At 67.2% G+C, this 19,704-nt stretch carries 15 protein-coding genes; 4 read left to right on the forward strand and 11 right to left on the reverse strand.

The genetic code is table 11. The features are described from left to right. Positions 1 to 124 precede the first annotated feature (124 nt). Both OLX23_RS01465 and OLX23_RS01470 read right to left on the reverse strand, forming a co-directional pair. Positions 125 to 1,717 (reverse strand): DUF4139 domain-containing protein, encoded by a 1,593-nt coding sequence (locus OLX23_RS01465; protein WP_264442442.1) that lies wholly within the window; start codon positions 1,715 to 1,717, stop codon positions 125 to 127. Positions 1,718 to 1,773: 56 nt separating this feature from the next. Next, entirely contained in the window at positions 1,774 to 3,264 is a 1,491-nt protein-coding gene (locus tag OLX23_RS01470; protein ID WP_264442445.1) for a DUF4139 domain-containing protein, read from the reverse strand. A gap of 144 nt (positions 3,265 to 3,408) precedes the next feature. Here OLX23_RS01470 and clpB point away from each other — a divergent pair, with 144 nt between their 5' ends. Next, on the forward strand, positions 3,409 to 5,988 hold the full coding sequence (gene clpB / locus OLX23_RS01475; RefSeq protein ID WP_264442447.1) for an ATP-dependent chaperone ClpB: 2,580 nt from the start codon (positions 3,409 to 3,411) through the stop codon (positions 5,986 to 5,988). Positions 5,989 to 6,125: 137 nt separating this feature from the next. On the opposite strand, the gene OLX23_RS01480 is transcribed toward clpB, so the two are convergent. Next, complete coding sequence (locus OLX23_RS01480; RefSeq protein ID WP_264443698.1) at positions 6,126 to 6,752, reverse strand: glutathione S-transferase family protein; 627 nt, start codon at positions 6,750 to 6,752, stop codon at positions 6,126 to 6,128. A gap of 2 nt (positions 6,753 to 6,754) precedes the next feature. Continuing rightward, positions 6,755 to 9,841 (reverse strand): TonB-dependent receptor domain-containing protein, encoded by a 3,087-nt coding sequence (locus OLX23_RS01485; RefSeq protein WP_264442449.1) that lies wholly within the window; start codon positions 9,839 to 9,841, stop codon positions 6,755 to 6,757. 185 nt (positions 9,842 to 10,026) lie between these two features. On the opposite strand from OLX23_RS01485, the gene OLX23_RS01490 reads away from it, so the two are divergent. The 3 genes from OLX23_RS01490 to mtnP are packed head-to-tail and all read left to right on the forward strand — an operon-like array spanning position 10,027 to position 12,337. Further along, a complete protein-coding gene (locus tag OLX23_RS01490) occupies positions 10,027 to 10,812 on the forward strand; it encodes an SDR family oxidoreductase (RefSeq protein ID WP_264442451.1) in 786 nt (261 codons plus the stop codon). Positions 10,813 to 10,821: 9 nt separating this feature from the next. After that, positions 10,822 to 11,448: a TetR family transcriptional regulator gene (locus OLX23_RS01495; RefSeq protein WP_264442454.1), complete on the forward strand. Its 627-nt coding sequence runs from the start codon at positions 10,822 to 10,824 to the stop codon at positions 11,446 to 11,448. Then, on the forward strand, positions 11,438 to 12,337 hold the full coding sequence (mtnP, locus tag OLX23_RS01500; protein ID WP_264442456.1) for an S-methyl-5'-thioadenosine phosphorylase: 900 nt from the start codon (positions 11,438 to 11,440) through the stop codon (positions 12,335 to 12,337). Before OLX23_RS01495 ends, mtnP begins: the two co-directional genes overlap by 11 nt. An 80-nt stretch (positions 12,338 to 12,417) precedes the next feature. Here mtnP and OLX23_RS01505 read toward each other — a convergent pair whose 3' ends face one another. The 7 genes from OLX23_RS01505 to OLX23_RS01535 all read right to left on the reverse strand — a co-directional run bounded on the left by OLX23_RS01505 (position 12,418) and on the right by OLX23_RS01535 (position 19,609). After that, positions 12,418 to 13,422: a type II secretion system F family protein gene (locus OLX23_RS01505; RefSeq protein ID WP_264442458.1), complete on the reverse strand. Its 1,005-nt coding sequence runs from the start codon at positions 13,420 to 13,422 to the stop codon at positions 12,418 to 12,420. A gap of 16 nt (positions 13,423 to 13,438) precedes the next feature. After that, positions 13,439 to 14,410 carry a type II secretion system F family protein gene (locus tag OLX23_RS01510; RefSeq protein WP_264442460.1) on the reverse strand — a complete coding sequence of 324 codons (972 nt, stop codon included), beginning with the start codon at positions 14,408 to 14,410 and terminating at the stop codon, positions 13,439 to 13,441. Positions 14,411 to 14,470: 60 nt separating this feature from the next. After that, positions 14,471 to 15,748: a pilus assembly protein CpaE gene (locus tag OLX23_RS01515; RefSeq protein ID WP_264442462.1), complete on the reverse strand. Its 1,278-nt coding sequence runs from the start codon at positions 15,746 to 15,748 to the stop codon at positions 14,471 to 14,473. Positions 15,749 to 15,750: 2 nt separating this feature from the next. Continuing rightward, on the reverse strand, positions 15,751 to 16,410 hold the full coding sequence (locus OLX23_RS01520) for a CpaD family pilus assembly protein (RefSeq protein WP_264442463.1): 660 nt from the start codon (positions 16,408 to 16,410) through the stop codon (positions 15,751 to 15,753). Positions 16,411 to 16,427: 17 nt separating this feature from the next. Beyond that, entirely contained in the window at positions 16,428 to 18,050 is a 1,623-nt protein-coding gene (locus tag OLX23_RS01525) for a type II and III secretion system protein family protein (RefSeq protein WP_264442465.1), read from the reverse strand. A gap of 1 nt (position 18,051) precedes the next feature. Next, the gene (gene cpaB, locus OLX23_RS01530; RefSeq protein WP_264442466.1) at positions 18,052 to 19,053 is read right to left on the reverse strand and encodes a Flp pilus assembly protein CpaB; all 1,002 of its coding nucleotides are present in this window, start codon (positions 19,051 to 19,053) and stop codon (positions 18,052 to 18,054) included. 70 nt (positions 19,054 to 19,123) lie between these two features. Beyond that, positions 19,124 to 19,609 carry a prepilin peptidase gene (locus tag OLX23_RS01535; RefSeq protein ID WP_264442467.1) on the reverse strand — a complete coding sequence of 162 codons (486 nt, stop codon included), beginning with the start codon at positions 19,607 to 19,609 and terminating at the stop codon, positions 19,124 to 19,126. Positions 19,610 to 19,704: the final 95 nt, after the last annotated feature.

Raw genomic sequence — 19,704 nt, forward strand, 5'->3', positions numbered from 1 at the left:
GGGGACCGCGACGCGAAGCGGCGTGGTGGAGGGGGCTCGCGGCCAGGCGCTGCGTTTGAAGGAGAACCCCCTCCGTCATCCCTGCGGGATGCCACCTCCCCGTGCCGGGGAGGATGAGAAGCGCTCAGTCCACCCGATACGACAATTGCACGGTCTCGTTCGCCGGGATCGTCCGGCGCCAGACGCGCTTGCCCGGCTTGGCGATCAGCCCGCTCGGCAGGCCGCGGTAGGTGCGGCCGAGGTTGTGGAATTCCGCCTCGAAGGTGACCGCGAAGGGATTGGCGTTGCGGATCGTCAGGACGTGGGGCGCCTTGGCACTCGCAGGCTCGCGCGTTTCGATCGTCACGTCGCCGGCGCGGGCGAAGGCCAGCTCGACCTCCTCGTTCATCGCCTTGTCGGGCGTCGAAGCCTCGCCGATCAGGCCGCGGCCGTGCTCGCCTTCCTGATAGAGCACGGCCTTGCCCGCGGGCAGCGGATCGCCGAGGCCGTTGTCCTTGCGGTTGCGGAAGCGGAACAGCTTGTCGATCGGGCTCGGGCCTTCGTCGATCACCGTGCGGTAGATCGTCTCGCCGCGGACCGCATCCTTCACCAGAAAGGCGACCTGCTTATGCGAGCGCGCGGCGACGGTGACGGGTACGGGGATGCGGTAGAGCTTGAGATCGCCGAGCCCTTCGGCTTCGGCGACGACCGCCGCCTTCTCCTCGCGGCGCCGAGCGGTGACGACGATGTTTCCTGCCGCCATCTCCATCATCATCGGTGCCGCGGGCGGCGGCGGAGGAGGTGGCGGTGGCGGGGGATTGAGCCCGCTGCTCGTGTTGCCCATGGGCCAGCACTGCGCCTGCTTGTAGAGCGACGAAGCCTCGGCCTTGATCCGCGCGCCGCTGTCGTCGCGCGTCGTGTCCGATCGGTTGATCTTGCCCGCGACGGCCGCGGTCGTCGCATCGACGAAGCTGGTGTCGTCGCCGCTGGCCATGGTCATCCAGCCGAGCAGTTCGAGCGACTTGCCATCGGGAGCTAAGGTACCGACGTAGGTTGCATCCCAATCGAAGCCGGTGGCGATATAGGCGAGGGTGATCGTCACCCTGCCACCCGGCTGGTCCTTGGTCAGCATCGACAGCACGGGCTTGGCCGACAAGGTCGCGGGTGCCTGCGGGTAGATCAGCGTCTGCTTGAGCCCCGAGCAGTAGACCGCCTCGGTCCCGCGCGGGGTGGTGACGACGAGGCGGTCGGCGGCCGAGCGGATCGTCGCCGGTTCCTCGACCGTGGTGCCCGTCGCGGGATCGGTACGGCGCAGGATCACGCCCTGGCCCGTGAAGGCGTCGACCAGGCCTTTCTGCGAGAGCAGCGCGGCATCGCGGTTGCGCTCGCGCGGGTCGGTGCCGAACAGGATCGCCGACTGCGGCACGATCCCGCTGGCGACACCTTCGAAGCGGACGGTCACCTCGCCCGGCGGCAGGGTGACGGTGCGGGTTTCGGAGATCAGCGCGAAGGACGACGGCCGGTTGCGGTCGATCGCGCCGTCGCCGCGATCGGGATCGCGGTAGAGCGTGACCGCGACGGTGTCGGGCGCGTCGGACTGGACGACGGGCGGCTCGGCGAGGGCGGGGGTGGCGAGGAGGAGGGCGAGCAGAAAAGATCCTCCCCTGCAAGGGGAGGTGGCAGCGCGTAGCGCTGACGGAGGGGTGTCTCCGCCTCGGAGAGGGTGACACCCCTCCACCACCAGCTTCGCTGGCGGTCCCCCTCCCCTTGCAGGGAAGGATTGGAACGTGGTCTTTACCACGGCGTCAGAAAGGTCGCCGTCAGCTCGACCTTGCCTTCGGCCGGCACGGGCACTTCCCAGCGGCGTTCGTCGGCGCTGTCCTGCATGCCCTTGATGCTTTCGTCGGTGACGCGCAGGTCGCGCCACCACCACCACTGGCCGAGGCCGCCCTGGATCACGTCGACCGTGACCGGCGCCGGGCTGGCATTGGTGACGATGTAGCGCATCTGCGTGCGGTAATAGCGCTTGGGGACTTCGCCGACCGCGGTCTTCTTGGTGCCGTCGGGATAGGTCACGGTCCAGCGCGCGTAGGTCTGCCACTGCTCGCTGGTGATCACGTCGCGCTTCTCGACCACGGGCTGGACCTTGACGTCGAAGGCGTCGCCGGTGCGGATCGCGAGTTGCGAGCCGCCGGGGGTGTGCGGGATCTCGCTCTCGCCGATGAACTGCGACTGGCCGCGGCTGTCGCGCATGTAGACGCGGACCGTGCCCGCCGGCAGCGCCTCGCCGATCCCGGCGGCGCGCGCGTTCGAGAACTTGAGCACCGAGGCGGCGCTCTGCGCTTCGTCCTGGCTGTTCATCCAGCCGTTGCGATATTCGTAGCCCTTGCGCGCCGGCACGCCCGAGGCGTCGAGGAACGAAACCTGCTTGGTCTGGGCATTGGCGATCGTGGTGCGGCCCTCGATCGGATAGACGTGGAAGTCGCCGAGGCGCTGGCCGCTGCCGCTCTCGGTGCCCGCCATGTTGCCACGCGGACGCGGCGGCTGGTAATAGCCGGGGTTCTGGCCCGAGAAGCCGACATCGCCGGCGACGAGCAGGGTGCGGGTGTTGTTGAAGGTGGTGCCGGTGTTGTTCGACAGGGTGATCCAGCCCTGGACGTCGATCTTGCCCGCCTTCTCGTCGAACAGCGCGACATAGTCCGATTTCCAGCCGATCCCCGGCGTCAGATAGGACAGTGTCAACGGCCGGCTGCCGCCCGAACGCGCGTCGACCGAGACCGACAAGGTCGGCCGCGCGCGCAGGTTGGGCGGGATCGAATCGAAGATCACGCGCACGGGCAGGCCGTCATCGCGCAGGACCTCGATCCGCTCGCCGATCCTGAGCACGACCCCGCCGTTGGCCGCGAGCACGGTCGCGCGCTCGCGTGTCTCGGCGCCGGTCGCGGGATTGGTGCGCAGCAGGGTCACGGTCTGGCCGACCGCCTTCTGCATCAGCGCCGAGGGGGAGAGCAGGTCGTAGTCGAAGTTCTGTTCGACGATCCCGAAGCCTTCGCCCGACAAGGTCACCGTTTCGGGCCGGATCTGCGCCGAGACGTCGGCGAACTCCTGGCGCGACTTGCCCGCGGGCAGGCTGATCTGGCGCACGTCCTGCACCAGCGCGAGGTTGTTGTTGTAGATCGTGACCGAGAGGTCGCCCTGGGCGGATTTCGGGCTTTCGCTCTGGCCGATCGCGGCACCCGAACACAGACCGAAACCCACGGCTGCCGCCAGCGTTCTGTAGCGCATTCGCACCCCTCTCCGTAGAATTCCTGAGTGAGAGCTAAGCAACGGCGGATTACGGTCAAATGAATTTGCAGCGAAATCCGAGCGACATACTTGTGTGGCCTAAGGGCAACACTATCTCCTAGCCGACAGGAGGACGTACCCTAGATGAACCTCGAAAAATTCACCGATCGCGCCAAGGGATTCCTGAACGCGGCGCAGACCGTCGCGATCCGCAATAGCCACCAGCGCATCACCCCCGAGCACCTGCTGAAGGCGCTGCTCGACGACGGCGAAGGCATGGCCGCGGGGCTGATCCAGCGCGCGGGCGGCAATCCCGCCTATGCCGTGCAGGAGCTCGACAAGGCGCTGGCCAAGCTGCCGGCGGTCTCGGGTGGCGGCTCGCAGCAGCCCCCGGGTCTCGACAACGACGCCGTGCGCGTGCTCGACCAGGCCGAACAGATCGCGCAGAAATCGGGCGACAGCTTCGTCACGGTCGAGCGGATGCTCGTCGCGCTGGCGCTCGCGAGCACGACGCCCGCGGGTCAGGCGCTGAAGGCCGCCAATCTCACGCCGCAGGCGCTCGAAGCCGCGATCACCGAGCTGCGCGGCGGTCGCCAGGCGCATTCGGCTTCGGCCGAGGAAAGCTACGAGGCGCTCAAGAAGTATGCGCGCGACCTCACCGAGGCGGCGCGCGAGGGCAAGCTCGATCCGGTCATCGGCCGCGACGAGGAGATCCGCCGCACCGTGCAAATCCTCGCCCGCCGCACCAAGAACAATCCCGCGCTGATCGGCGAGCCCGGCGTCGGCAAGACCGCGATCGCCGAGGGCCTGGCGCTGCGTATCGCCAACGGCGACGTGCCCGACAGCCTCAAGGACCGCGCGCTGATGTCGCTCGACATGGGCGCGCTGATCGCCGGCGCCAAGTATCGCGGCGAGTTCGAGGAACGGCTCAAGTCGGTGCTCGACGAGGTGAAGGGGGCCGAGGGCCACATCATCCTGTTCATCGACGAGATGCACACGCTGATCGGCGCGGGCAAGGGCGACGGCGCGATGGACGCCTCGAACCTGCTCAAGCCCGCACTCGCGCGCGGCGAGCTGCACTGCATCGGCGCGACCACGCTCGACGAGTACCAGAAGTACGTCGAGAAGGACCCGGCGCTGCAGCGGCGGTTCCAGCCGGTCTTCGTCGGCGAGCCGACGGTCGAGGACACCATCTCGATCCTGCGCGGGATCAAGGAGAAGTACGAGCTGCACCACGGCGTGCGCATCGCCGACAACGCGATCGTCGCGGCGGCGACCTTGTCGAACCGCTACATCGCCGACCGCTTCCTGCCCGACAAGGCGATCGACCTGATGGACGAGGCCGCGAGCCGCATCCGCATGGAGGTGGAGTCGAAGCCCGAGGAGATCGAGAACCTCGATCGCCGCATCATCCAGCTCAAGATCGAGGAAATGGCGCTGGCCAAGGAGAGCGACCAGCCCTCGAAGGACCGGCTCGACGCGCTGCGCGACGAACTGGCCAATCTCGAGCAGCAGTCGAGCGAGCTGACCACGCGCTGGCAGAACGAGCGCGACAAGATTGCGTCGGAAGGCAAGATCAAGGAAGCGCTCGACGCCGCCCGGATCGAGCTGGAACAGGCGCAGCGCGGCGGCGACTATGCCAAGGCGGGCGAGCTGACCTACGGCCGCATCCCCGAGCTCGAGAAGCAGCTCGAGGAGGCTCAGGGCCAGGCGGGGAATGCCCTGCTGCGCGAGGAAGTCACCGCCGACGACATCGCCGCCGTCGTCAGCCGCTGGACCGGCATCCCGGTCGACCGGATGATGGAGGGCGAGCGCGAGAAGCTGCTCAAGATGGAAGAGGTCCTCGGCAAGCGGGTGATCGGTCAGCGCGACGCGGTGGTCGCCGTGTCGAAGGCCGTGCGTCGCGCGCGGGCGGGTCTGCAGGATCCGAACCGGCCGCTGGGCTCGTTCCTGTTCCTCGGCCCCACGGGTGTGGGCAAGACCGAGCTGACCAAGGCGCTCGCCGGCTTCCTGTTCGACGACGACTCCGCGATGGTCCGCATCGACATGAGCGAGTTCATGGAGAAGCACTCGGTTTCGCGCCTGATCGGCGCGCCTCCGGGCTATGTCGGCTATGACGAGGGCGGCGTGCTGACCGAGGCGGTGCGGCGCCGGCCTTATCAGGTCGTGCTGTTCGACGAGGTCGAGAAGGCGCACAACGACGTGTTCAACGTGCTGCTCCAGGTACTCGACGATGGACGCCTGACCGACGGGCAGGGCCGCGTGGTCGACTTCACCAATACGCTGATCATCCTGACCTCGAACCTCGGCAGCCAGTACCTCGCCAACCTCGGCGACGGGGTGGATGTAGAGACGGTCGAGCCGCAGGTCATGGAGGTCGTGCGCAGCCACTTCCGGCCCGAGTTCCTCAACCGGCTCGACGAGATCATCCTGTTCCACCGGCTGGCGCAGGAGCACATGGGGCCGATCGTCGAGATCCAGGTGGCGCGCGTGCAGAAGCTGCTCAAGGACCGCAAGATCACGCTCGACCTCACCCCCGCGGCCGAGCGCTGGCTGGGGCGGGTCGGCTACGATCCGGTCTACGGTGCGCGTCCGCTGAAGCGCGCGGTGCAGAGGTACCTGCAGGATCCACTCGCCGAGAAGCTGCTCGGCGGTGAGATTCCCGATGGCGCGACGGTCAAGATCGACGAGGGCGAGGGTGCGCTCGAGATCGCGGTGAGCTGAAACCAGGCCGAACAACAATACCGTCATCCCCGCGGAGGCGGGGATCCATCTCCCGAGCCCTCGGTTCGAGCGGCAATCTCAGGAGATGGGCCCCCGCTTTCGCGGGGGTGACGGGCTGTTTAGTCGTTAGCTCCGCCTCAAGCCGGCGGGATGAACGTCTGCTGGATCGCCTGGAACTCGCTGCGCGCCTCTGCGCGGGCGCAGTGATCGGCCAGCGCGGGATAGTCCGCCAGCGTCACCAGGTGGGCATAGGCCTCGCTGACGAAGCGGGCGACGCAGGCGACGGTGTTGTCGTCGTGGCCGGGCTCGGCGCCGAACCACCAGTCCCCCGCGCGATCCGCACAGGCGTCGTTGAGCGCGGCGATGCCGTCCTGGATCTGCGCTTCGCTGCGCGCGACGAAGGCCGGATCGAGCGTGGCTGCGAAGATCTTCGCGTAGAAGAACGACACGGCCTTGTCGGCCACGCCCGTCGCCAGAGCGCAGCGGCGCAAGGCCGCGCGGCGCTCGGGGCCGGAGGCCGCGATCAGCGCGCGGTCGCGGCCGTGGACCTCGTCGAGGTGGTCGAGGATCGCATAGGAGTCGATCAGCGCCTCGCCGTCATCGAGAACTAGAGTCGGCACGCGGCGCAGCGGATTGTGCGCGACGAACTTGTCGCTCTCACCGAAGCTCGAGAACGGGTGGTGCGTGAAGGCCATGCCGTAGCGCGTCAGCGCCAGGCCGACGCGGCGGACGAAGGGGCTGTCGTATTGGCCGATGAGTTGCATGGTCACCACGTCCTGCTGACGCTCAGCGCGAAGCGGCGGCCGAGCGCGTCGTTGATCGAGAGCGGCACGACATAGCCGAAATATTTCTGGCCGACTCTGTCGAACAGGTTGGTGATCGACAAGGTCAGCTTGTAGCTTTCGGCGGCCGTGACGAAGAGCGCGGCATCGACTGTCGCGAAGGGATCGAAGTGATCGAACTCGCGCGTGTCGTTGGGGGCGTCGCCGCGGCCGGTCAGCGCGATCGCGCGGCCGCCCGTGTAGTTGACGTTGGTCGCCAGGCCCCAGGCAGCGTTGGCGTAGCGCAGGCGCAATTGGCCCTGCCAGCGCGGATCGCCGACCACGCCGTCCGAACGCGCCGGCGCGACGCCGGTGACGTCGACCAGGCGACGGCGCAAGTGGAACAGGTCACCGCCGAGTTCGAGCGCGCCGGCCAGGCCGAGGCCCGAGAGGTCGGTGCGGTATTCCAGCCCGGCCTGGACGCCGCTCATTTCGATCCGCTTGCCGTTGACGTAGCCGAGCGTGACCGCGGGGTTCTGCGCGTCGGACACGACCTGGCCCTGCGCATCGCGGCCGATCAGCGCGCAGAACGCGTTGCCCCTGGCGGGATCGCTGGCGTTGAATTCGGCATTGTCGAAGCAGCCCTGCGCGACCTGCGTCATGCTGAGGTTCGCGATCGGATCGCTGATGCGCACCCGGATGTAGTCGGCAGCGAGACTCAGGCCGGGCAGGAAGCGCGGGCGCAGCAGCGCGCCCCAGGTCAGGTTGTCGCTGCGCTCGTTGCGCAAGCCGGGATTGCCGCCGTTGAAGGTCGGCACGGTCACCGTGGCGGCGATCAGCGGCGTAGCGTTCGGATAGCGTGCGAGGAAGGCCGTGCAGTTCGCCCGCCGGATTTCGGGCACCGGACCCGCGCCGATGTTCGCGGTCGAGCAGAGATCGGGCACCGGGATGTTGGTCACCGCGCGCGGCGAATAGAGTTCGGTGATCGCGGGCGCGCGGAACGAGCGGGTGAAATTGCCGCGGAGTTCCAGATCGGCGATCGGCGCGAAGCTGCCACCGGCCGCCCAGGCGGTGAACCGGCCATTGGCGCTGTTGTCGACATGGCGAACGCGGCCGAAGGCCGAGAGGCTGTGGAACACGCTGTCGTTCTCGGGCGCGATCAACGGCACCAGCACTTCGCCGAAGACCTCGTCGAGATCGTAGCGTCCCGCCGTCGGCGCCGCTGCCGCGGCGCGGCCGAGCCCAGCCTGAAGGAAGGCATCGGGGGAGAAGCTCGCCTTTTCCTCGTGGTGCTCGAAGCCGAGATTGAACGAGACCGGATTGCCGAACAGATCGAAGGGCGAGCCGCCGAGATTGGCGTTGACGACCACCTGCTCGAGCCGCGACCGGGCGATGGTGTCGCGCAGCACATAGGCGCGCGCGGCGGGGGAGGCGGCGCCTTCGCCGAACAGGTTGAGCGGGACGCAGGCGGGATCGGCGATCGGTGCCTGCCCTGCGGGGAAGCCGGTGACGGTGGGCGTCGTCGAGCAGACGATCTGCCCGCCGACCCGCGCGACGTTGACCGCGTTGACGAAGCGCTGCTGATCGATCGCCTGGCCGTAGTCGGTGAAGTCGCTGCGCCCGTAGTTTAGCGACACCTCGAAGCCATAGTCACGCCCGCCGAGCGCGAGCTTGCCTTCGAGGCCGACCACGCCGCGGTAGATCTTGCTGTCCGAGCGACCCGAGGTGTCGGCGAGATCGGCATTGGCGCGGCTCAGCTGGAAGGTGCTGCCATAGCCGAGCGCGGCAAGCTGCTGGCGCGCCTGGGTGGTCAGGAACGGATTGTCGGTGCGGAAGGTCAGCGGCGCGGAGCCACCGCCGAACTGCACGGCGTTGAAGGTCGGCAGCTTGACCGGCAGGTCGGCGCGGCCGTGGTAGAACAGGCCGTCGGCGAACAGGGTCAGCCGGTCTGTCAGGTCGTAGGTGAACGAAAGGCTGGCGTTGAGCCGACGGAGGCTGGAGGTCAACGCGAGGTAGTCGTTGAGCCGCAGACCGTCGCCGCCCGAGGCCATGGCCGCGGCGGCGAGGACGCCGGGCACGGGGGCGCCGTAGATCGTGCCTTTGTCGAAGGCCCGGAGCTGGCCGTCGGGCGCGAACTGCCAGGCATAGGCGCCGGCGCCGCTCGACAGCACGCCGCCGCGCGAGACCGCCGGCAGGTTGAGGTCGCGGATCAGCACCGATCCGGGGAAGCCGTCGCTCAGGCTGTCGTTGAAGCCGATGCTCGGATTGATCCTGCCGTCGTTGGTGGGGCTGCGCCCCGCCGGGCCGAGTGCGGCAACGAGGTTCAGTGCCGAGCAGACGCCGGCCTGCACGACGGTGCAGGGGTTGGTCGCGTTGCCGAGGTTGGCGCGATAGATCCCGCGCTGGCCACCGGTGACGGCGCCGAGCCGGTCGTAGCTGAGCGCCGCGGTCAGGTTACCGCGGCCGCCGGCGAAGTCGATCCCGCCCGCTGCCGCCAGGTTCCAGCGGACATTGTCGCCCTGGCCGCTGACGCCGCTGGTGGCACGCGTTTCGAGCCCGGTCAGCCGGCGCTTGAGCACGACGTTGACCGTGCCCGCGATCGCATCGGTGCCGTAGACCGGTGCGCCGCCGATCGAGACGCGCTCGACCCGGTCGAGCAGGATCGTCGGCACCACGTTGAAGTCGACCTGGGTGCCCGGCGTCGCGTTGCCGAGCACGCTGGGGACGTTTGACGAGACCACGCGGCGGCCGTTGACCAGCACCAGGGTGCGGTTCGAGCCGAGCCCGTAGAGATTGATGAAGTTGACGCCCTGGCCATAGACCGCCTGGTCGCCGCCGAGCGTGACCGAGCCGCGCACGCCGGGTGTCTCGTTGAGCGCGTCGGCCAGGTTGGTGAGGCCTCGGTCGTCCAGGTATTCGCGCAAGGTCGCATCGATCGGTTCGGCGCTTTCGGCCGGCGCGCGGGGAATGCGCGAGCCGGTCACGACGATCGGCGCCTCGCCGGCTGCCAGGGCCGGCGTGGCGCAAGCAGGCGCGAAGGCCGCAAGCCAGGCGACACGGCGGAACGACCGCCGCGAAACTTCGATGCTCACTGGAAATCCCTGAAAATCTTTTATGACGACCCGCGCCCCTTTTCGCGCGAACCGGCCAATTCCGCAACGTCATTGACCGGCTTGACGGCGCCGTTTAACCGGCTGCTTAAATCGGATTGTCCGCGTGCTTTCCTGCCGATTCCCGGTGCCGACGGCGCGCAATCGCGAACGAAAGGAAGACTTGCATGAAGCTCGACAGCAGCATCGCCGCCGTCGTCACCGGCGCCGCCTCGGGCCTGGGCGCGGCCACCGCGCGCGCGCTCGCCGCGCAGGGCGTGAAGGTCGCGATCTTCGACCTGCAGGAAGAGAAGGGCAAGGCGCTGGCCGAGGAGATCGGCGGCGTGTTCTGCGAGTGCAACGTCACGTCGGATGAGAGCGTCGACGCCGCTTTCGCCAAGGCGCGCGCCGCCCACGGCCAGGAGCGCATCCTGGTCAACTGCGCGGGCACGGCCAATGCGATCAAGACGGTCAGCCGTGACAAGACCACGGGCGAGATCAAGCACTTCCCGCTCGATGCCTTCAACTTCATCATCCAGATCAACCTCGTCGGCACCTTCCGCGTGCTCGCCAAGTCGGCTGCGGGCATGCTGACGCTCGACCCGCTGAGCGAGGACGGCGATCGCGGCGTGATCATCAACACCGCTTCGGCCGCGGCCGAGGACGGCCAGGTCGGCCAGGCCGCCTATGCGACGTCAAAGGCCGGCGTCGTCGGCATGACCCTGCCCGTCGCGCGCGATCTCATGAACGAGGGCATCCGCGTCAACACGATCCTGCCCGGCATCTTCCGCACGCCGCTGATGATGTCGCTGCCCGAGAAGGCGCGCGAAGTGCTCGACGCCTCGGTGCCGTTCCCCAAGCGCATGGGCAAGCCCGAGGAATATGCCGAGCTGGCGCTGGCGATGATCACCAACCCCTACTTCAACGGCGAGGACGTCCGCCTCGACGGCGCCATCCGCATGCCGCCTCGCTGATCAGAGCCTATGGGGGAGGCCGATCTTACCACGCCGGCGGGAGCGCGGGCGCAACTGCTCGATACGGCGAGTGCGATCATGCGCGAAGGCGACGTGATCGACATCTCGCTGTCCGAGCTGTCGTTGCGCTCGGGGCTCAATTCGGCGCTGGTGAAGTACTATTTCGGCAACAAGGCCGGCCTCCTCAAGGCTCTGCTCGATCGCGACTGGCAGGCGATCGTCACCAGCGTCGATGCGCTGGTGCACAAAGGCGACTGGGGGCCGGAGGCGAAGCTGCGCCGGCACATCTCCAAGGTCGTCGATACCTTCTACCAGGTTCCCTACCTCAACCGCCTGACCATGCGGCTGGTGCGCGAGAGCGACGAGGCCGAAGCGCGGCATATCGCCGATTCCTACCTTTCGCCGATTTACCGCGCCTATGAGGCGCTGATCGACGAGGGTGTGCGCGCCGGCGTGTTCCGCCCGGTCGATCCGCAACTGTTCTATTTCACCGTGACCGGCGCGGTCGACCGCTTCTTCTCGGCGCGGCTCGTGCTCAAGCACTGCTTCGATCAGGACACGTTGACCGAGGAACTGCGCGACCGCTATCGCGAGCACACCATCGACATCATCATGGCAGGCATCCTTGCACGCTGACAATCAGAGCCGTTGGGAGAAATCCGACCGCTGGCACATTGGCATCATCGGCGGCTCGGGCCTTGCCGACGGCGTCGGGCTAGACGACGCGCAGGAGATCGAGGTCTCGAGCCCCTTCGGCGAGCCTTCGGGACCGGTCACGGTCGGCACGCTGAACGGCGTGCGCTTCACCTTCCTGGCGCGGCATGGGGCAGGGCACCGCCTGCCGCCGCAAGAGGTGAACTACCGCGCCAACGTCGACGTACTCAAGCGTTGCGGCGTCACCGACGTGCTGTCGCTCTCGGCGATCGGTTCGCTTCAGGAACAGCTTGCGCCGGGGCACTTCATCGCGATCGACCAGTTCATCGACCGCACCGTCCATCGCGGTCACAGCTTCTTCGGCCCGGGCATGGTCGCGCATGTCAGCCTGGCCGATCCGGTCTGCCCGATGCTCGCCTCGATCGCGGCGCGCGCGGGCGAGAAGGCGGGTGCGACGGTCCACCGCGGCGGCTGCTATCTGGCCATGGAAGGGCCGCAGTTCTCGACCCGCGCGGAAAGCCGGCTCTACCGGCAGTGGGGTGCCGACGTGATCGGCATGACCGGCATGCCCGAAGCGCGCCTGTGCCGCGAGGCCGAGCTGCCCTATGCCATGCTCGGCATGATCACCGACTACGACGCCTGGCGCGAGGAAGAGCAGGGCGTCGAGGTTTCCGAAGTGCTCGAAGTGATGCACGCCAATGCCGCGACGGCGCGCAATGCGGTGCGTGCGCTGGCGACGCTGCTGCCCGAACGGCGCCCGCCGAACCCGATCGACGGCGCGCTCGACCATGCGCTGGTCACCGCGCCCGCCGCGCGCGATCGCAGCCTGCTCGCCAAGCTCGATGCGGTTGCCGGCCGGGTCCTGCGCTGATCCCGAAACAAGCCGGCCTCCCCGCGACGTTTCCGCCGCGGAGAGGCCGCTCCTCCCATAAACTTCGTTAGCGCTCTGGCTTAGCTCGGGCCGCCGTCCGAGAAGGCGTCGGCGATCGAACAGGCCGCCGGGCCGAGAATGACGATGAACAGCACCGGCAGGATGAACATGATCAGTGGCACGGTCATGATCGCCGGCAGACGCGCGGCCTTTTCCTCGGCGCGCATCATGCGCTCGTTGCGGAACTCGGCCGAGAGCACGCGCAGTGCGGAGGCCAGAGGGGTGCCATAGCGCTCGGTCTGGATCATCGTCGTGACCACGCCCTTCACCGAGTCGAGATCGACGCGATAGGCGAGGTTCTCGAAGGCCTGGCGGCGATCGGTGAGGAACGACAGCTCGATCGAGGTCAGGGTGAACTCGTCGCCGAGCTCGGGGAAGGCACGGCCCAGTTCCCTGGCGACGCGCGCGAAGGCGGCATCGACGGTGAGGCCGGCTTCGGCGCAGATGACCAGCAGATCGAGCGCGTCGGGCAAGCCCTTGCGGATCGCGTCGGTGCGCTTCGAGATCATGTTCTGCACGAAGATGTCGGGCGCCTTGTACGACATGATCGCTACGGCCGCGAAGGCCATGAACTTCTTGAAGCTGCCCCAGTCGGGGAAATAGTCGACCAGATAGATCATCACCGCGGCGAAGCCGCCGAGAACGATCGGCAGGACCAGACGCCCGAAGATGACCGCGACGGCCCATTCCTTCTTGCGGATACCGGCCTGGGCCAGCTTCTGCTGCGCCTGCTTGACCTGGCTGTCCTGCAGCACCTTCATCGACGAGAGCGTGTCGCGCATCTTGTCGGTGGTTTCGTTCTTGCGGATGAGGCTGGCGCGCTTGCGCGGCGTCGCCACGATACCGGCCTTGAGCTGCTCGCGGCGTTCGTTGAGCGCCTTGACGCGGCGGGCCATGGGATCGCGCACCGTGATCGCGGTGTAGATCGCGAAGCAAACGGCCACGGTGGCGATCATCGCGAGCATCGTCGCGACCCAGATGACATCGAAGCCGAGAAGCGTCGGACCGGGCGGGGTTTGAGTCATGTCTATCGTATCCCGCTCAGATTTCGAAGCTGACCATCTTGGCCATGATGAAGCCGCCGATGCTCATCCAGACGAGGCCGCCGAGGCCCGTGACGATCAGGCGGTCTTCGGTGAAGAAGCCGCCGATGTAGGTCGGGTTGATCCAGTAGATCAGGCCGAAGACGATGAAGGGCAGGGCGCCGACGATATAGGCCGAGGCCTTCGATTCCGAGCTCATCGCCTTGATCTTGAGCTTCATCTGCGCACGCTTGCGCAGCACGTCGGCGAGGTTCGACAGCGTTTCGGCGAGGTTGCCGCCGGTCTCGCGCTGGATCGCCAGGGTGATGCAGAAGAAGCTGAATTCGGGGGTGTTGAGCCGGTCGGCGGTTTCCTGGAGCGCTTCCTCCATGGTCCGGCCGATCTTGATGCGCTCGATCACCAGCTTGAACTCCTCGCCCACCGGTCCCGGCACTTCCTGCGCGACGACGCCAAGCGTCTCGGTCACGGGAAGGCCCGAGCGCAGGCCGCGCACGAGCAGTTCGATGGCATCGGGAAACTTGGCGGTGAATTTGGTGCCGCGGCTCTTGATGCAATGACCGACGACGAGGTGCGGCAAGCCCACACCGACCAGCATTCCCAGTCCCAGCGCCAACGGCAGGGCGCCCGACATCAGGAAAATGAGCACGGTCACGCCGATCGTGAGGCCGACCGAGGCATAGATGTACTGCGACAGCGTCCAGCCCTTGCCTGCGCGGTGCAGGCGCAGCGCGAGCGCTTCGATGCGCGAGCTCGAACCGGCGATCTGGTGCAGCTTGGGCTTGCGTGCGGCGACGGCCTTGCGCAGCTGTGCCTCGACCTTGTCGATCGTGTTCTCGGAATGGCGATAGCGCAGCGTCTGCAGGCGACGCGCGCTCTCCTTCGTGGCCGAAGGGCCGCTGAACGACATCGCGACGAGCGCGATCGAAGCGGTCAGGCCGAAGGCGATCAGCAGTATCGGAAGCAGGTCCATCGGCGCCTATCGCCTTCCTCTTCATGACCCGCGACGCAAGCGTCGCGGGCATTCTCCAGATCAGGCCGGATTTTTTGCCGGCGACTTCTTCGACAGCATTGACTTGAGATCGATCTTGCCCAGCAGCGACTTCTTCGCCGGAGCGGCACCGTCGTCGCTCGCCACGTCGCTGGCGCCCACTACGGCCTTGGCGATGTCGCGGACGGCAACGCTGGCCTTGCTCGCGCGGTTGGCCTCGCAGAAGGTCTTGCCGAGCTTCGCAGCGTTGGCGGCCGACTTGAGGTCGTAGGCGACAGCGATATCGATCTTGCGCTCGATCGAGCTTTCGAAATCGGCCTTGCTGATCTCGCCGACACCCGGCTGCACCTTGTTGGCCACGACGACCACTTGCGCGTGCTGGGCATTGGTCTTGAGCCAGGACAGCATCCGGATGGTGTCGCGCGCCGCGGCCAGCGTCAGTTCGGTGACGAGGACGATCACGTTCACGTCGGTCAGCAACTGCGGGAAGTTGATCAGCATGTTGCGCGGCAGGTCGATGACCGTCATCTCGAAGGCGTGACGGAACTCTTCCTCGAGCTGGAGGAAGGCCGCGCCGTCGGTCATCAGCGGCATGTTGATCGGCGCTTCGGCCGAGAGGATCGCGAGGTTGTCGTTCGCGCGGATCATCGCGCGCTCGATGAACAGACCGTCGATGCGGCTCGGGTTCTCGATCGCGTCGGTCAGGCCGCGGCCCGGCTCGAGATCGAGCGAAAGCGCGCCGGTGCCGAAGTGGATGTCGAGGTCGAGCAGCGCGGTCGGCTGCTTGTTCTCGGCGCTGAACAGCCAGGCGAGCGAGGTCGCTATGGTCGAGGCGCCGACACCGCCGCGCGTGCCGATGACCGCGGTCGAGATATGCTGCTTGGCCGCGCTCGCGTCGGCGAACTTGGGTGCCGAGAAGACCGCCTGAGCATTGACCAGCGCATCGCGCAGAACCGAGGGGTTCAGCGGCTTGAGCAGATAGTCGTGGATGCCGCTGGCGAGCAGGTCGCGATAGAGGCGTACGTCGTTGACCTGGCCGATCGCGATGACGACCGTACCGGGCTCGCAGACTTCGGCCAGGGCGTTGATGTCGTTGAGCGGATCGCCGCTTTCCGACAGGTCGACGAGCAGGATGTTGGGGCTGGCCGAGATCGACAGCGCCTGGACGGCATTGCGCAGGCCGCCCTTGTTGCACTTCTCGGGCGCCCAGCCCATTTCGACCACGACGGGACGCAGCACGTCGAGCGCCGCGTCGTCGCAGATATAGGCCTGATAGGGATCACGCCCACCGCCAGGTCCAGCTTTCCAGGGTGCGTTCATGATCAATCCCCCTTCGAGCTGTTCGCTTTGACGGTGCCGCCGCCGGCGCCCGAAAGCTCCTTGTTGCGGAACGCGCCGATCGCCTTGTTCGAGCCCATGAGCACGGTGTCGCTCTCGCCCTTCTCACCCTTCAGCAGGTGCTCCGGGTTGGCGACCATCGCGGCGATGTTGCTGTTGACCGCGCAGCCAAAGTTCGAGCTCGTGGCGTTGCGCGGGTTGAAGTCGTTGCGCGAGGACCAGTTCGGGCATTCGGGGACGCTAGCCTTGGCGCGCGTGACGATGACGCGAGCGTTGCCGGCGGTCACATAGCCCTGGGTCGGCGGAGGCGTGTCGCTGAGGATCAGGCCGCGGCGCGCGGCGATCGATGCAACCGCCGCGCGGGTGGCTTCGCTGCCGAGCGGATCGTCGATCGCGATACGATCACCATAGCGCAGATCCATCGCGTCGAACCAGCCGTCGATGCGGCGCTGCTCGGGAACCGAGAGGCCGCCAGGGCCGGTGTTCACGTCGAGCGTGTAGTTGACCTTCTCGACCACCGGCTGGTGCACGCTATCAAGCGTGCCGTTGGTCGCGATGCCGCCGCAGCCGGCGAGGGTCAGTCCCAGCGAGAGAGCCAGTGCTGCGCCCGCGATCTTCGGGGCGGAACGGATCAGGGAAGTCATGGGGTTCCTCACCTCTCTCACTTGAGATTGAAGCCGGGCTTCGGCGCTTCGGCGGTGGCGCCGCGCTTGACCGAACCTGGGATTTGTATGTCGGCGGCGCCGACGGCCGGCACGTTGGTGCTCTGCGGCGCGGCGCTGGGCATCGGGCGCGGGATGGACTTGCCGCTTTCCTGATTGCCGAGCAGGCGCTCCAGTTCGTTCGGTGCGGAATAGCCGTCGGTCGGCAGCTTGATGTCCTTGGCGTCGACCGGGTTGACCAGGTACGGCGTCACTACGATCACCAACTCGGTCTCGCCTTTCTGGAATGCGGTCGAGCGGAACAGCGAGCCGAGGACCGGCAGGTCGCCGGCGCCGGGCAGCTTCTTGATCGCGTTCTGCGTCGTGTTCCGGAGCAGGCCGGCGATCATGAAGCTCTGGCCCGAGCCGAGCTCGATGGTCGTTTCGGTGCGACGCACGGTCAGCGCGGGGATCGAGAAGCCGTTGAGCACGATCGCGCCTTCGCTCGAGAGCTCGGACACTTCCGGGCGGACGCGCAGCGAGATGCGACCGTTGGCCAGAACCGTAGGCGTATAGGACAGGCTGACACCGAAACGCTTGTATTCGATCGAGGTCGTGCCGAGGCCCTGGCTCATAGGGATCGGGAATTCGCCGCCCGCCAGGAAGTCGGCGGTTTCACCCGAAAGCGCTGTCAGGTTAGGCTGGGCGAGGGTGGACACGAGGCCGACGTTCTCACCCGCATCGAGCGTGCCGAGGATGTTGAGGCCGAGAAAACGACCCATGCCGGCGATCGTGGAGAGGCCGCCCGTGGCCGGAGTCACGTTGGTGCCGGGTGCCAGCACAAGCAGACCGGTAATGGGGTCGATCCTGTAACCGCTCGTCGCCGAACCGATGCCCAGCGGCAGGCGCGGATCGGTCGAGATGGTGGTGGCGGGCAGGCGGCCCTGGCCCAAGCCGAACTTGAAGCCGCCGGTGCCGTCGATCGTCGTCAGGTTCGAAGAGAGGTTCTTCGCCAGCGTACGGCTGACCTCGGCGATGCGCACCTGCAAGTTGACCTGCAGCGGGGTGGCCGTCTTCAGGCGGCTGACGATGTTGACCGTGCTGTCCTTGCCGCCGACAAAGGCCTGGATCAGGCGCTCGGCTTCGGCCGCGTCCTCGGGCGAGGCGACGGTGCCGGTCAGCAGATAGGTGTTGGTGCCCATCGTGGCGACGCCGATCTTGGCTTCGGGCATGGCCAGCTTGAGCATCTGGTCGACGCTGTCGATGTTCGAACCGACGCGGACGTTGGCCGACCAGACGATGTCACCGGCCGCATTGCTCGCATAGACCGTGGTCTCGCCGCCGGCCTTGCCGAAGACGTAGAGCTGGCGGGTCGACTTGACCTCGACGTCGGCGACCGCATCGTTGGCGACGAAGACGTTGGCCATCGTGCCGCCCAGGGTGATGAGCTGGCCCCGGCCGATCGACAGGACCATGTCGTTGGCCGGACGGGTAACCGACGTCGGCGGCGCGGCGTGGGCCGGCGCGGCGACGAGCGGTGCGGCGGCGCAGGCGCCGATCAGCAGGGTACGAAGCAGGCGGCGGTTCATGGTCTTGCCCCCAAAAGGCGATGATTTCGTGAAGGTCGTGCTGCGGAAGGCCATGTCAGTTCTTCCCCACGGAGACGGTTTCGACGTTCTTGCCGCGCGTGATGCGAACCACCGGGCCGACCGGGCCAGGGTTGATCGCGGGCATCGGCGCGCCGACAGCGGGCATCACCCGCGGCGTCTGCGACGGCATCGAGACACGCTGGAAGCGCGAGACGTCGCCGCCGGTCTGGAAGGTCGTCGGACCTTCGACCGGCCGGTTCATCGCCTGGCTGAGGATCTTCTCTTCCTGTTCCTTGCTCGCGCCTTCGGGCACCTTGACCGAACCGCTCGCGATCGCGCGGTCGAGCTCCGACTGGTTGTCGGCGAGCGAGCGCAGCGACAGGCTGAGCTGGCCGATCGTCTCGGCGACGGCGACCTTTTCGGCGATGCGCGGCGTGACTTCGAGCGTGACCGTGCTCGAGGTGCGGACCACCGACTTGCCGTCGACCGTCTCGGTCGAGGTCGCCTGATCAGTCGCGAGGACGCGCAGGTTCTTGAGGATCGTCTCGGAGGCCTTGAGCGCCTGGCCTTCCGCACCCTTGACCGACTGGGTCAGGACGAGGTCGACGTGGTCGCCCGGAAAGATGAAGCCGGCGACGCCGGTCTTGACCGAAACGGGGATCGTGATCGCGCGCATGCCCGGTCCGAGCGCAGCGGCGAGGAAGCCGCGGTCACCCGGCGCGACGAGCGTGCCCTGGGTGATCGGCTGGCCGGCCGTGATCGGATTGCGCACGACGGTGCCGAGCAGTTTCGACATGTCGGCTTCGCCGTCGAGGAAATAGGCATCCTGGACCATTTCCTTCGGCCAGGCCTGGAAGGAGACCGAATCGGCGGTGATGATCGTGCCGACCGGAAGCGCGCGCTGGGCGACGAGGACCTTCGGTCCGTTCGCTTCGGGTGCCGGTGCGGCTTCGGCCGCCGGTGCGGATGCGCCGACGAACAGGCTGCGCGCCGCCAGGGCCGTGCCGACCGCAATGACCAGCGCCACCAGCAGCAGCGACAGCTTTCTCTTGTCCATGGCTAGATCAGCCCCCTCGAAAAAATGCCCAAGTTCACTCCGCAATGGAGCAAATTGGTTAAAATCAGGTTCAGCCCAACAGTCCGGGATTCTGCAGGGGCGGGATATATTGGCTGGCCAGAGCCCAGAGCCCGGCGCCCGAAATGGCGATGCCGTAAGGGATTTCCGGGCGCTCCTCGCGGCGGGTCGCGAAGTGCCAGACCATGTAGACGGCCGTCAGAACGCCGCCGGCCAGCGCCATGACGACGATGACCTGCGCGAACCAGAGCGGCTGGATCCACAAGGCCAGCGCACTCAGCAGCTTGACGTCGCCGCCACCCATCCAGCCGATCGCGAACATCAGCGCGAAGACCAGGAAGGATCCGGCGGCGATACCGATCTGCCAGCCGATGTCGGTGAGGCCCATTCCGCTTGCCAGCCAGAACAGCGGCGCTGCGATTGCGATGCCCGCGTTCAGCCAGTTGTCGATGTGGCGATGGCGGATGTCGGTGACGATCGCCACCAGGAGCGCGATTGCCAAGGCGCCCAGCAATCCGTAAGTGAAAACGCCGTGCATGACATGCCCCCAGGTATCCGCGAACACCTAGCGTCGATGGCTTACGAAACAGTAACCAAGAACATCAGTACGGGGTTAGCCCTCCGCACGGCGCT

It is taken from the genome of Novosphingobium sp. JCM 18896, assembly GCF_025938095.1.
GTDB lineage: Bacteria > Pseudomonadota > Alphaproteobacteria > Sphingomonadales > Sphingomonadaceae > Novosphingobium.